Origin of the sequence: Alteromonas sp. KC3 (assembly GCF_016756315.1) — a bacterium.
In the GTDB taxonomy this organism is placed as follows: domain Bacteria; phylum Pseudomonadota; class Gammaproteobacteria; order Enterobacterales; family Alteromonadaceae; genus Alteromonas.
This window is the reverse complement of record NZ_AP024235.1, coordinates 2,492,210-2,506,345: the sequence shown is the minus strand read 5'-3', so window position 1 is coordinate 2,506,345 and position 14,136 is coordinate 2,492,210. Positions and strand designations below refer to the sequence as shown.

Genomic DNA, 14,136 nt, shown 5'->3' with positions numbered 1-14,136 from the left:
GCTGTTCTGGTTGCCAGTTTCTGAAACCAAAACAGCAACGCGTTACATAATTAGTATTTACGACGTTTCAAACCGGTTTCAGCTAAGATCTTCGCTGATATTTCTTCAATTGAATATTTTGTGCTGTTTAAAAAAGGTATCTTTTCTTTTCGATAAAGATTTTCTACTTCTCTTAGTTCCATTCTACATTGAGGTAAAGACGCATATTTACTATTAGCACGACGTTCAGAGCGAATCTGGTGTAACCGGTCTGCTGCGATGGTTAAGCCAAACAATTTGTTTTTGTAACGTCGAAGTGCTGGGGGAAGTTTTAGCATGTCACCCATGTCTTCTTCAGTAAATGGGTAATTGGCCGCTTTTATACCGTATTGAAGAGCAAGATAAAGACTGGTTGGTGTTTTACCTGAGCGCGACACACCCGTAAGAATGATATCGGCTTCATCATAGTCTTTTAAATTCGAACCGTCGTCATTGGCAAGTGCATAGTTCACCGCTTCGATACGAATATCGTAAGTGGTTTCATGGATACTATGTGTGCGATGCTTTTCTGGTTTAGACGGTACACCCAACACTTTTTCAAGTGGTGCCACGAATTGGTCGAGAAAATTGTAATTAATGCCGACCGATTTAGAGATAATTTTGCGAATATCTACATTCACAATTGTATAAAAAACGAGCGGCCTCTCTCCTGTGTCTTGAAAACTTTCAGAAATTTGCTCTAGAACTCGGTGTGCTTGTTCCTCAGTTTCAACAAACGGAATTGTGTTGTGATTGAAAGAAACGGGGAACAAAGAAAGCAGGGCGTGGCCAAACACCTCTGCAGTGATGGCTGTACCATCTGAAATATAAAAAGCTGTACGCACAACATATCCTTAACATTGTTGTAATTTTATTACAAAAGTAATAAAGAGTTTACTTTCTGAATTTCCCCATTCTAAGATGATTTCGTCGAAAAGCTATACGGTTCTTGTGATTGGCAGTAATTAGCTATACTTAGCTGTCAAACGTAATGGACAACAATGAAAGTGGTAACGTCCACAAATCGACATAAATTTGATGTGTTTCAGGTAATAATTAGCACAAACCTGAAACGTACCTCATACCCTACACATAAAAAAAGCTGGAGGCTTGGGCTGTGCAAGAATACGTACTTTGGTATCAAGAACTGGGCATGCATGATGTGGGTCGCGTAGGCGGCAAAAATGCATCATTAGGCGAGATGATTTCAAACCTGGCTAACGCCGGTGTGCAGGTGCCAGGTGGTTTTGCTACCACCGCCGAAGCATTTAACGAATTTTTAGAGCAAAGTGGGCTAGAAGCTAAAATACATGACGTATTAGATTCTTTGGACGTTGATGATGTAAATGCACTTGCCGAAGCGGGCAAGGATATTCGTCAATGGATCATCGATACGCCTTTTCAACCGCAACTAGAAGACGCTATCAAAGAGGCGTTTGTTACCTTACAGGGTGATGCAGGTGAAGAAGCGTCTTTTGCAGTACGTTCATCGGCAACAGCAGAAGACATGCCTGATGCTTCGTTTGCAGGCCAACAAGAAACATTTCTTAACGTTAAAGGCTACGATGCGGTATTGATAGCCATTAAACACGTATTCGCTTCATTATTTAACGACCGCGCCATTTCATATCGTGTACACCAAGGTTATGACCACAAAGGTGTAGCCTTGTCTGCAGGTATTCAGCGCATGGTACGCAGTGACATCGCGTCGTCTGGCGTTATGTTTACCATCGACACCGAGTCAGGTTTCGAAGACGTTGTGTTTATTACCAGCTCGTACGGTTTGGGTGAAATGGTTGTGCAAGGGGCAGTAAACCCTGATGAGTTTTATGTGCACAAGCCAACCTTAGACAAAGGCCTACCGGCTATCGTGCGCCGCAACTTAGGCAGCAAGCTAACTAAGATGGTGTACTCAGACGATGAGTCACATGGCAAGCAAGTGTCAATTGTGGATATTGATGTGGCTGACAGCAAAACTTTCTCGTTAACTGACGAGGAAGTAATGGAGTTGGCAAAACAAGCGCAAATTATCGAAAATCACTACAAACGCCCGATGGACATTGAGTGGGCGAAAGATGGCGCTGACGGTAAACTTTACATTGTGCAAGCACGTCCAGAAACCGTGCGTAGCCGTGAAGACTCGCAAAGCATCGAGCGTTTCCAACTGAAAGGGCAGAGCAACATTGTTTGTGAAGGTCGCGCAATTGGTCACAAGATTGGTGCTGGAGTTGCAAAGGTACTTGGTTCAATTGAAGAAATGGACAAGATCCAAGCAGGGGATGTACTGGTAACAGACATGACTGACCCTGATTGGGAGCCAATCATGAAAAAGGCATCTGCGATTGTAACTAATCGTGGCGGTCGTACTTGTCACGCGGCGATTATTGCTCGTGAATTGGGTATTCCTGCAGTGGTGGGCTGTGGTAATGCAACAGACAGCATTGCGACTGGCGACAAGATTACCGTATCTTGTGCCGAAGGTGACACAGGCTATATTTACGGTGACGAGCTTGAATTTGACGTAGTGACGTCGCGTATTGATTCTATGCCTGATCTTCCACTAAAAGTAATGATGAACGTGGGCAATCCAGATCGCGCTTTCGACTTTGCTCGACTGCCTAATGCTGGTGTGGGTCTTGCTCGTCTTGAGTTTATCATCAACCGTATGATTGGTGTTCACCCTAAAGCGCTGCTTAACTTTGATAGTCAGCCTGAAGAGTTGAAAGAAGAAATCAGCGATATGATCGCTGGTTACGAGTCGCCAACAGAGTTCTATATTGAAAAATTAGTCGAAGGCATTTCAACAATTGGGTCGGCTTTCTCGCCAGAGAAAGTAATTGTTCGTATGTCTGACTTTAAATCTAACGAGTATTTCAACCTCGTTGGTGGCTATCAATATGAACCTGATGAAGAAAACCCAATGTTAGGTTTCCGTGGCGCTAGCCGTTATATTTCTGAAGATTTCCGCGACTGTTTTGCCCTTGAATGCGAAGCTATTAAACGTGTTCGAAACAAAATGGGCTTAACTAATGTTGAAATCATGATCCCATTTGTACGTACCCTTGAAGAAGGCCGTAAAGTCATTGAGTTGCTAGAAGAGCAGGGCCTCAAGAAAGGTGAAAATGGTCTACGTATCATTATGATGTGTGAGTTACCGTCTAATGCATTGCTTGCCGATCAGTTCCTCGACATTTTCGATGGCTTCTCAATTGGTTCGAACGATCTTACCCAACTTACCCTAGGTCTTGATCGTGACAGTGGCCTAATTGCGCACTTGTTTGACGAGCGCGATGAAGCAGTAAAAGCGCTGTTGTCGATGGCTATTCAAGCCGCTAAGAAACGAGGGAAGTACGTAGGAATATGTGGTCAAGGCCCGTCTGATCATGAAGACTTTGCAGCGTGGTTAGTTGCTGAAGGTATTGATTCAGTGTCGCTTAACCCTGACACGGTGGTCGAAACCTGGCTATACCTTGCTGAGAAACACGGCTAACTGATAGTTTGTTTTTCACTTAATTGGTAAAAAGAGACCTAAAAGGTCTCTTTTTTTGTTTATAACAGTTATGTGATTAAACCGTAAAAAAGTAACTCTGTGTATTGTCTACAATATTTGCCAAATACATAGTGATTATTGAGCGTATGAAATGACTTTGTGTAATTAAAAGTGTAATATTACAGGGTAGGTTGCAAAATGATTTCATTACTCACGACTAGCACGGTTGAATTATTATGGCACATAACGATAATACTGTTTCGGTAAATAATAGCGAAGAAAATACACTTCAGCAGCGCTCTGTGGTAGAGCAGCTGGCGGATGCGCAAAAAGAGATACTTGATCTTAAAATGAAGTTGATGTGGATGGAACGCAATTACGAATAGTAAAACATAATGCGCGACGCCTTTTGTAAATAGTAATATTGGCGTTTTTAATTTGTAATATTACAAAGTAACTTTCAAATTGTCGTGCTAGTTTATAGATAAAAAAGGGAGGCCTCTAAGCCTCCCTTTTCATTTCATCCAACAGCTATTTGCTCTCAGTCTGTTAGCGCCTTGTACACCATTATGCTTTGAGCTGATTGCCAATGGGTAGTTGTCTAATGCGCTTACCACATGCGGCAAAAATGGCATTGCATAACGCCGGCGCGTACACCGGGGTGGCGGGCTCACCAACACCCGCTGGGGGCGCATCGCTTTTAATTATTTCCACATCCACCTCTAGCGGAGAGTCACTCATTCTTGGTACGCGGTAGTTGTGAAAGTTACTTTGTTGAACACGGCCTTTATCAAACGTAATACCGTCGCTAATTGCTGTGGTAATACCGTAAATCGAACCACCTTGGGTTTGATTTTTTACCGTGTCAGTATTAACAACGGTCCCTGCATCAATGGCAACCCATGACTTAATGACGTCCAAATCACCCGTTTCTGATACTTCAACTTCAACTACTGTGGCTACATAAGTTAAGAAACTGCGGTGAGCCGCTATCCCTAAACCTCGACCTTTTGGCATACTGCGACCCCAGTTTGCCATTTTGGCTACCGTCTCAATAGTATTGCGCAAACGTCCAGTATCGAGTGGGTACACCGCTTTGTCTCCCCAGTAATTCAAATACTCAGCATTTTGCTCCGTTACATCAACAATGCGATCTGGACCAATGACTTCAAGCAAGTAGTCTTTACTGTCTTTGCCTGCCTTGTGAGCAGCTTCATTAATAAATGACTGAACTGCAAACGCGTGAAAAATATTCGATACTGAGCGCATCCAGCCAATACGCGCTCTGGCTGGCGCTTCTCCGCGCTCTAATTTCATATTGGGTGTTAATATTGGATTGTCCGTAAAGCCTAAGTCTAGTTCAAAGCTAAACGGTGCATTAGCACCTTCTTGGAATGTTGAGGCAATTGGAGAAAAGGCTGTTCTGTGGAGATACGCATCAATTTTGCCATCATCACCTAACGCCGCTTCAACGTGCTGCGCGGAAACTGCGTGATAAAAACCGTGTTGAATATCGTCTTCTCGCGTCCACTGAACGCGAATGGGTTCGCCTGTCTTCATTGAAAGAAAAGCAGCTTCGGCAGAAAAGTCTGGTTTTGATTTTCGTCCAAAAGCGCCGCCTAACATCGTAACGTGAACATTAATGTTGGCTTTATCCATGCCTACCATAGCACCCACTGTTTCCATGTCGGCTTGCGGATTTTGCGTTGCTGCCCATACGTCTACACGGTCTTGGTAGTACATTGCTGTTGCGCAAGGGGGTTCCATTGGCGCCTGTGCTAAATGGGGAACATAATAGTCAGCCACCAGCTTATCGGTAGCCTTTGAAAGCGCCGCTATGGCGTCGCCTTTTTCACGCACATGAGCTTGTGGCGCGTTTACCGTAGCAATTAACTGCGCTTTAAATTCTTCGGAATTGTAACTGGCATTTGCGCCGTCATCCCAAGTGACATTAAGCGCTTTTCTACCTTGCCACGCAGCCCACGTGTTCTTAGCAATAACTGCAACGCCACCTTTAGGCTGAAATTGCGGAGCACCTTTAGGCGATGGAATTTCAATAACGTCCACAACACCTTTTATGGCCTTTGCCGCAGTCGCGTCAACACTTTCAACTTTTCCACCTACAACAGGAGGGCGCTCAATAATGGCAATTAGTGCTTTGGGTTCACGAACATCAGCGGCGAACGTGGCTTTTCCAGTTACTATGTCTTTAAGGTCGACATGGGCCATGCCTGTATTGATGTAACGCCAATCGCTACGGGCTTTGAGCGATAACTCAGCAGCTGGTGGGGGTGTTATGCTCAGTGCATCTGAGATTAGGTCTTTGTAGTCTAATGTTTTTCCAGAGCTATGTGTGACAACATGTTGCTTGGCAACGCAAGTGTCGGCATCTACTCCCCAGCGTTTTGCTGCGGCATGTTGCATCATATAGCGCACGCTCGCACCCATTTCTCTGAGGCGTTGCATGTTGAAACGGATACTGCGCGAACCGTCGGTATTCTGATCTCCATAAGCAGGGTCACCTTTGCCTTGGATGACAATAACCTTGTCCCATGCTGCTTCCATTTCATCTGCAACAATTTGTGCGATGGCAGTACGAATTTGTTGTCCCATTTCTGAGCGGTGGCAGGTTATTTCAACCATACCATCAGGACGCAAGGCAACAAACAGGTTCGCTCGCACAGCATTGTCAGATGACTTAGTTAATACACCCGCCATAGCCCGCGATGTGCTGCCCATAAAGTAAGTGCCCAACACAAGCGCGCCAGCCGCCGCGCTGGACTTTAAAAAGCCACGACGATTCATGTCAAAGTAAGCGGTGGTAGTCTTCATACTTCTTCTCTCGCACGTTGTGGTGTGAAGTAGTGAACTCCTGCGTTCGCAGACATAGATTTAGCTGCCGATTTTATCGCTTTATGGATACGCGGATAGGTACCGCAGCGGCAAATATTACCCGACATGTTCTGCACAATTTCTTTGTCGGTTGGGTTTGGATTTGACGCTAGCAGACTTGCGGCTTGCATTATTTGGCCGCATTGACAAAAACCACATTGAGGGACTTGGTGCTCTATCCATGCTTGTTGAACAGGGTGATCACCGCCTTCGCTTAACCCTTCTATAGTAGTAATGTTTCTGCCTTGAACCGCAGAAACGGGTAATACACAGGAGCGCTGGGCCACGCCGTCAATATGTACGGTGCATGCGCCGCACTGGGCCATACCACATCCAAACTTGGGGCCTGTTAAATTGAGTTCGTCGCGCAGGTACCACAATACTGGTGTGGACGAATCACCAGAAAACTCGTGTTTGATGCCATTTACGGTAAACGTGATCATGGTCTTGTCTCCATAGGTAATCGATAGTTCATGACCTACTCAAGCTGCACAACAATATTGTGCGCCATGCGCTAAAGACTACATTTGCCTGTTTTTGCTTGATGCACTCATGGTGCAGGAGCCACTATTATTGTTATTTAAGGCTTCACATTAACTAAAGCGTTTTAATCGTTGTTTTAATAAGCGTATCGCAAAGGTCAACACAGTTTAGCGTTTATTTACGTTAACATGTGAAACAGCCATGTGCATTGACTTAAGCTTAAATGCTTAACAGCTGCGACGGTTTTTGGTTTAACGCCTTGTGCGATGATGATGGAGTATTATGAATGTGACTGTATTGTGCTGGAACTAATTCCAATAGAGCAATGTTTGCATTGAAGTGCAAGCCCTGTCAAAAACAAGGCCTTTGGAATTAGCGTAGTTTTCTCATCAATAAGAAACGGTCTAATTTTCGTGCGCCTGTTGTCATCGTTCGTTGGCTATACTTGAGCCAAGTGCGGGCTCTTGGCCAATCGTAACTAAGCAGTACTAGGCCGCTAATGACCAGTAAAATTGAACCGGGAAGCAGTGTTAAAACAATACCGCTAACGAGCAAAAGTGCACCTAATGTTAGTCTAATTGTTCGCATTGTTATCTTGCCTCTTATACTGTTGTTACTTGTTAAAGGTATTCGATACTACATAGTCAGTGTTATATATTCGATGCTATATATTCGATACTTCAGCGCGCTGGTTTTGGTGTAAACGTCTTTACTTACGAGCAAGGACCTCTAAGTATAATGGTTGAATGTTGCGATAAAACCAACTTTTAAAATGTAAAAATTTGTCTATGCATGCGGTTTTCGATGCAATCGTATTGCAAAGGGGCAATAAAACAAAGTATTTAACCCCGCACTTTTTTGACTATCAGCGTATTGATGAATAATTGTGCATTCGGCGTGTGTAATTACCGTCTTTTCTGTTTATCGCTAGATCAGCGCTTCGAAATGAAGTACAAAGACAGTAAGCAAATTTAGCGCAGTTGTATCGATTCTGTTCAAGAATACCGAAAGAAATAGCGCTATCTAAAATATAGAGCAATTGCTCAAATGTATAACTATAAGAAAGAGAGTGGACATGGCAGAACCTCAAAACCAACAAATTAGCGAAGAGCAACGTGCCGAGTGGGTGAGAGAGCAGTTTCAGCGTGCTAACAAACACCTCGCCGAAAATGGCGTTTTATTTGATACTGTTGTGGCCTCTGAAAGTCGCTACCTTGTTCCTTACGTAGCGGTATGGAAAATTAAGGCACAAGACAATAAAAAGTATTGGGTAATGAGCGGCGATTTGCCGGCTGACTTTACGCAAGAGGGCAATGCGCCAAACGCACGAGAAGCCATTAAGTACTTTTCTATGATGTGGCAAATGAAAGCCGCTAACCTACGCGCAAGTTCTCCTACAGATAAAGCAGCGAATGATCTGGCGACAATGCTAGAAACCCGCGCTGAAGGCCTTTATCGTATTCAAAGCTACGATGAGTTATGGGCTGCTCAAGAGCAAGTATAGTTCACTTTTTGTAAGCGTCAGTGAAGTTGTGTTACGTCGGGTAGAGGAAAACGCTCGGCGGAACACTTTAAACGCTGGCGTGGCACGCCAGCGTCCATAAATACTTGTCCGTCTGGAATAAACCCGATGGAACGGTGGTAAGAAACGCTATCTAAGTTACAAATGACTTTTATGGTAGGGACATCATTTTGTTTTGCAGCGCTAAGAAGTGCGGCGAATAAGGCGCGGTAGACCGGAAGCGTTCTATGATTGCGTTTTACTGCAATTCGTCCCAGTTCGCCTTTTTTGGTCAAGCGACCTGTAGCAATGGGTTCATCGTTATCACTTAAAATAAGTATGTGACAAGCAGAATCATCCTGCTCGTCAAATTCGCTGGCCTCAGGCACTCGCCATTCTAAGACGAAAACATGCTCCCTCAGTGCTTTAAGTCGATGTTTATCCTTTTCCCAGTCGACCCTTATGACCGTGAACGCCATAGGCTATAACTATTCCTCAAACCATTCCCAATAACCGTTATTTATGAGTGTAGTCAAGGTTTCTAAAAATGTAAAAGAGGGGGCTTCTTCACAAACGGTAGCGTTCAATACGTCACCACTTGCAAGCGCTTCAAACCACTCTCGATCTGAACTGGAAAAGTCAAACTGCGTACCATTTACGAATAATGCCTTTGGCATGCCTTGCTTACCATAACTCACCAATGCCCTTACTCCGGCAGCAGGCACAAAGCTAATGCCGGCAGCAAACTCATTAGATACTTGTTCAAGAGATACTTCTGGCTCTAGCGGATATTCGGGTATACCTTGCTCGCTCATTGCTTCTAGCAAGCTTCTCGTAAAGCCTTCGCTGTTGATTGCTTCAATGAGTTGTAGCTTTAGTGCAGCCACATCGTGAGGTGACACAACGAAAGGTGCTGATTGCGTTGCTCGATTGGGATCAGAAAAGCGAATGTTATGCTCACCTTTGTCTAACATCATCGCTAAGCTTTCGGCGAGTTGAAGGTTATCAGGTGCGCGATAGCCTACAGAATAGGTCAAACTGTCTTCAATGGTTTGTCCGTCATGAGGCCAGCCTGGTGGTATATAAACTACATCGCCTGGCTCAACAACAACATTGATAATGGGATCGAAACCTTCAATTTGCCGCAATTTAGGATGAGGAAACACTTCTTCATAATTGTCGGGCTTACCCACGCGCCAGCGTCGCTTACCCTTACCTTGTACTAAAAATACATCGTATTGATCAATATGCGCACCAACGCCAGCGCCTTCTATCGCATAGCTCACCATTAAATCGTCTAGTCGCCAGTGAGGAATAAAAGAAAAGGGCGTAAGAATTGGCGCTACATCTTGTATATATTTATCAACGCCTTGTACCAGAAGCGTCCATTTCCCTTTGCATAGGCGCTCAAAGTCATCTATCGGGCCCTGTTCTACGTGCCAGTTCCCACTAATGTTGTTCACAATACGAGAATCAACATCGGCTTCTTGGGCTAAACCAGCTAGGTCATTTTCATCGATCGGATCTTCAAACGCCTCAAAGAATCGTTTTAGTACTACAGGCTTTTGCTGCCAGTATTCTGCGAGAAAACGTTCTGCGTTGAAATGGTCAAGATAATATTCGTTCATGTAGTCTCAAAGGTGGGCTCGATAAGCGATGTATTATCAGTGATACACGCGGTATTTTCCAGTCATGCAAGGTCTACATTTAGTGGTTGAGTCATTGGCAGCTTTACCTAAAATGTTTTTTATATCAATGTTTGAGGGAGAAGGGGCTTCAACGTGTTGGTAGCAGTAGGCTGTTACTGTGCCAATCTTGGTGTTTAGCTGGGTTTCATTAAGCTCAACAGATTGAACGCAGGGTAGCGATGCCATCGCGCGCTTATCTAAAGCCGTTGAATTTACTTGTGTATGCCGCTCCAACATAGCGGCACGATTAACCGTATTTCCCCATATGTCTATAGCGCCTGCACTAAGAAAGCTTTCACTCAGTAAAACATTGCCTTGGGCGATGCCTATTCTTAAACCGCAATTTAGATTGGTTAAATGTACGTGCTCGCTTGAAATGGACAGCATTGATTTTGCAAATAATAGCGCGCGTTCACTTCCTTTTTGCTTTTGCTCAATTCCTGTCTGTGTAACGAACGGACCTTCAGCGTACGAGTTTAAGCAAAGCCCAATGAATTGATCACCGTTGGTTTTAACTGGCTGAACATGGTAGAAACGAGCAATTCGTTCAAATTTTGAAAATAAGGTCGTGACAATAGCAAATGTACTTTCGTCGCCATAGCGTAAATTAAGCCCCTGAAAACCTGATATATCGCAAAAGATGACGACGGCATTACTGAGGTGAAAATAGCGTTTGTGTGACTGCTCGGTATTCCTTGTTTCTTGCCATACCATAACCCATTTCCTTTTGCGTTAAATCAATCATTTGTTCTTCACCTGTTCTGGTGCAACATTTTCTGCACATATAAAAAAACGCGGCTCAATGACCGCGTTTTTAATGTACTAATATTACGTTGGCTTTATAACTGATCTACCAGCCTAATTGCATCGCCAATGTAGCTTGCTGGTGTAAGCGCTTTAAGTTCTGTCTTTGCCGCTTCAGGCATATCAAGATTATCGATAAATTCAGCAACGATTTCTGCGTTTACTTTTTTACCACGCGTCAATTCTTTCAGCTTTTCGTATGGCTTTTCAATCCCATAACGACGCATAACGGTTTGGATTGGCTCTGCAAGCAGCTCCCAGTTGTTATCTAGCTCGTCTAGAAGGCTCTTTTCATTAACTTCAAGCTTGCTAATACCTTTTAAAGTAGCTTGATACGCGATTACCGCATAACCAACACCTACGCCCAAATTGCGCAGTACAGTTGAATCGGTAAGGTCACGCTGCCAGCGAGAAACCGGTAGTTTTGCCGCAAGGTGGTCAAATATGGCATTAGCCAGACCCAGGTTGCCTTCAGAGTTTTCAAAGTCAATCGGGTTAACCTTGTGTGGCATGGTTGAAGAACCAATCTCGCCAGCAACGGTTTTTTGCTTGAAGTGACCAAGCGCAATATAGCCCCATACATCGCGATCAAAGTCGATAAGAATGGTGTTGAAGCGCGCGATGGCATCAAACATTTCGGCAATATAATCGTGCGGCTCAATTTGTGTGGTAAACGGGTTCCACGTTAGGCCTAGTGAGGTGACAAAACGCTCTGAAACGCCGTGCCAGTCAATATCTTTGTAAGCAGATAGATGGGCATTATAGTTACCGACTGCACCGTTAATTTTACCAAGTAGTTCTACGTTGGCAATTTGACTGCGCTGACGCTTAAGGCGAATAGCCACGTTAGCCATTTCTTTACCCATTGTGGTAGGAGAAGCCGGCTGGCCGTGGGTACGCGCCATCATAGGCACGTTTTGATAACGCTTTGCAAGTTCAATCAATGCGTCAATCAGCTTGTCACAATATGGTAGAATTACTGTCTCACGTGCTTCGCGAAGCATTAATCCGTGTGAAAGATTGTTAATATCTTCAGACGTACATGCGAAATGAATAAATTCGTTTACCGCTGACAGTTCGCTGTTATCAGCTACTTTTTCTTTAAGGAAATATTCTACGGCTTTAACGTCGTGGTTAGTTGTACGCTCAATTTCTTTGATGCGCATTGCATCGTCGACGCTGAACTCACTTACAATGCTGTCTAATAGCGCATTTGAGGTATCAGAAAAGGCAGGAACTTCTTCAATTTGTGGGTTAGTAGAGAGCATTTGTAACCAACGTACTTCTACTTCTACACGGTATTTAAGTAAGCCGTACTCGCTGAAAATGCTACGTAATTCTACGCTCTTGCCAGCATATCGACCATCGACAGGGGAAATTGCAGTTAACTGACTCAGTTCCACCTTAAAGCTCCTCACTAGTTTATTAATCGTAGCGCCTTAACGGCACTGTTTAGAATGTGTTTGCGTTTAAAAAGAATATTTCTTCGTTTGCCGCCCATTTGACGCCACATCACCGCCGCTCTTACGCCAGCTAAAAGTATAGCGCGTACTTTGTGTTGCGTTGCGGGTTGGCTGAGATAGTCAGGATTACCTGCTACCTGAATGCGAGGGGCAAGAGGACTAATAATGTCGCTGTAAATACTTGCAAGAGATGACACTATTTGTGGGTTTTGAAAATCGATATGGGCGAGTTGGCGTTGTACATGCGAGATGCGTTCAGCGAGTTCTTGCATGGCCTTTGGCTTTTTCGCTAATTTTCGTTCTAACCCCAATATGCTTGCGACATACCGAGTAAGCTCGGTATCTTTTGTTGCTTGCTTGTCAGATAGTTGCGTGGCAAGGGTAGTGTACCCAAGTTTAAGATTATCCAGTTTACCAAAGACTTGCTGAGGTGTTTCAGGGTCGGTTACCAGAATGCTCGACAGGCTTGCTTCTATTGCTTCATTATCTGCACTACCTCGGCGTGCAAGCTGCTGAACTAAAGCGGCAGCTTGGCATACACCAGCAAGTGCTAAATTGTTTTCAATGTCTGCGTCTAACATCAACGGATATAGCTCTCTATGATACCGCCACCTAGGCAAACTTCATCTGCATAAAATACTGCAGATTGCCCTGGGGTTACTGCTTTTTGAGGCTCGTCGAAAATCACTTCGATTGTGTCCTCGCCAGTTGGCGAAATAGTACACGGAATATCAGCCTGACGGTAACGGGTTTTAACAACGGCGCGCATTGGTTCAGTAATGGTTTGTCTGTCGACCCAATGCAGTTGTTTTGCCACCAAGCCTTTTGAGTATAAGCGCGGGTGGTCAGCACCTTGACCTACGATAAGTACATTTCGTGCAACGTCTTTATCAACCACATACCATGGCTCGTCACCGTATTTGGCAAGGCCACCAATGTGCAGTCCTTTACGTTGTCCCAGCGTGTGGTACATTAGGCCTTCGTGTTGACCAATTTCTTCGCCTTCCGCCGTTTCAATGACTCCCGGCTGAGCAGGAAGATAACGGGCTAAAAAGTCTTTAAACTTACGTTCACCGATAAAACAGATACCTGTTGAGTCTTTCTTATCGTGGGTGATTAGACCTTGCTCTTCAGCAATTTTACGTACTAGTGGTTTTTCGATATCACCCACGGGGAATAGCGTTTTAGCAACATGCTCTTCACCCAGCGTATACAAGAAATAGCTTTGGTCTTTGTTGTTATCTAAACCACGTAGCATTTGCCATTTGCCATCTACTTCACGACGACGTACATAGTGACCCGTCGCAATGTAGTCAGCGCCTAAATCTTCGGCAGCAAATTCTAAAAATGCCTTAAATTTAATTTCTTTATTACACATGATATCTGGGTTTGGCGTGCGTCCGGCTTTATACTCTTCTAAGAAGTATTCGAACACGTTGTCCCAGTATTCTGCGGCAAAATTAATAGTGTGTAGCTCGATACCAAGCTTGTCGGCAACGGCTTGAGCATCTTTTAAATCTTCCGCAGCAGCACAGTATTCATCATTGTCGTCTTCTTCCCAGTTTTTCATGAAAAGACCTTCAACCTGGTAACCCTGTTGTTGTAACAGATAGGCTGAAACAGACGAATCGACGCCGCCGGACATACCGACGATTACTTTCTTGCTTGCGTTAGAATCAATATCACTCACTACGTATTGCACACTCATTAAATTAAAAGGAATTGAGAAGTAAGGGCCAAACTAGCATTTTCAAGTCACAAAAAAGCCTACTAACGATTAACGTTTTAAGTGTTTTG

General features: G+C 44.2%; 13 protein-coding genes. 3 read left to right on the top strand and 10 right to left on the bottom strand.

Going from position 1 to position 14,136, the window contains the following annotated elements:
- Positions 1–50 precede the first annotated feature (50 nt).
- Positions 51–863 carry a posphoenolpyruvate synthetase regulatory kinase/phosphorylase PpsR gene (gene ppsR / locus JN178_RS11260; RefSeq protein WP_159625830.1) on the bottom strand — a complete coding sequence of 271 codons (813 nt, stop codon included), beginning with the start codon at positions 861–863 and terminating at the stop codon, positions 51–53.
- Positions 864–1,135: 272 nt separating this feature from the next.
- On the opposite strand from ppsR, the gene ppsA reads away from it, so the two are divergent.
- Positions 1,136–3,508 (top strand): phosphoenolpyruvate synthase, encoded by a 2,373-nt coding sequence (gene ppsA, locus JN178_RS11255; protein WP_202261655.1) that lies wholly within the window; start codon positions 1,136–1,138, stop codon positions 3,506–3,508.
- A 236-nt stretch (positions 3,509–3,744) separates the two neighbouring features.
- Entirely contained in the window at positions 3,745–3,894 is a 150-nt protein-coding gene (locus JN178_RS11250) for a hypothetical protein (protein ID WP_202261654.1), read from the top strand.
- Positions 3,895–4,075: 181 nt separating this feature from the next.
- Here the strand turns inward: JN178_RS11250 and JN178_RS11245 are convergent, their stop codons facing one another.
- The 3 genes from JN178_RS11245 to JN178_RS11235 form a co-directional block, all read right to left on the bottom strand.
- Positions 4,076–6,340 carry a xanthine dehydrogenase family protein molybdopterin-binding subunit gene (locus JN178_RS11245; protein ID WP_202261653.1) on the bottom strand — a complete coding sequence of 755 codons (2,265 nt, stop codon included), beginning with the start codon at positions 6,338–6,340 and terminating at the stop codon, positions 4,076–4,078.
- The gene (locus JN178_RS11240) at positions 6,337–6,843 is read right to left on the bottom strand and encodes a (2Fe-2S)-binding protein (RefSeq protein WP_202261652.1); all 507 of its coding nucleotides are present in this window, start codon (positions 6,841–6,843) and stop codon (positions 6,337–6,339) included. The genes JN178_RS11245 and JN178_RS11240 overlap by 4 nt, the downstream gene beginning before the upstream one ends.
- 412 nt (positions 6,844–7,255) lie before the next feature.
- Complete coding sequence (locus JN178_RS11235; RefSeq protein WP_159625820.1) at positions 7,256–7,471, bottom strand: PGPGW domain-containing protein; 216 nt, start codon at positions 7,469–7,471, stop codon at positions 7,256–7,258.
- A 487-nt stretch (positions 7,472–7,958) separates the two neighbouring features.
- On the opposite strand from JN178_RS11235, the gene JN178_RS11230 reads away from it, so the two are divergent.
- Entirely contained in the window at positions 7,959–8,387 is a 429-nt protein-coding gene (locus tag JN178_RS11230) for a DUF4826 family protein (RefSeq protein ID WP_159625818.1), read from the top strand.
- 17 nt (positions 8,388–8,404) lie between these two features.
- On the opposite strand, the gene JN178_RS11225 is transcribed toward JN178_RS11230, so the two are convergent.
- The 6 genes from JN178_RS11225 to mnmA form a co-directional block, all read right to left on the bottom strand.
- The gene (locus JN178_RS11225; protein WP_202261651.1) at positions 8,405–8,863 is read right to left on the bottom strand and encodes a GNAT family N-acetyltransferase; all 459 of its coding nucleotides are present in this window, start codon (positions 8,861–8,863) and stop codon (positions 8,405–8,407) included.
- Between the two features lie 9 nt (positions 8,864–8,872).
- Complete coding sequence (locus JN178_RS11220; protein WP_202261650.1) at positions 8,873–10,012, bottom strand: cupin domain-containing protein; 1,140 nt, start codon at positions 10,010–10,012, stop codon at positions 8,873–8,875.
- Between the two features lie 36 nt (positions 10,013–10,048).
- The gene (locus tag JN178_RS11215) at positions 10,049–10,786 is read right to left on the bottom strand and encodes an adenylate/guanylate cyclase domain-containing protein (protein ID WP_202261649.1); all 738 of its coding nucleotides are present in this window, start codon (positions 10,784–10,786) and stop codon (positions 10,049–10,051) included.
- A 125-nt stretch (positions 10,787–10,911) separates the two neighbouring features.
- Positions 10,912–12,279: an adenylosuccinate lyase gene (gene purB / locus JN178_RS11210; RefSeq protein ID WP_202261648.1), complete on the bottom strand. Its 1,368-nt coding sequence runs from the start codon at positions 12,277–12,279 to the stop codon at positions 10,912–10,914.
- 14 nt (positions 12,280–12,293) lie between these two features.
- The gene (gene hflD, locus JN178_RS11205; protein ID WP_202261647.1) at positions 12,294–12,920 is read right to left on the bottom strand and encodes a high frequency lysogenization protein HflD; all 627 of its coding nucleotides are present in this window, start codon (positions 12,918–12,920) and stop codon (positions 12,294–12,296) included.
- Positions 12,920–14,029 (bottom strand): tRNA 2-thiouridine(34) synthase MnmA, encoded by a 1,110-nt coding sequence (gene mnmA / locus JN178_RS11200; RefSeq protein WP_269752163.1) that lies wholly within the window; start codon positions 14,027–14,029, stop codon positions 12,920–12,922. The genes hflD and mnmA overlap by 1 nt, the downstream gene beginning before the upstream one ends.
- Between the last annotated feature and the right edge of the window lie 107 nt (positions 14,030–14,136).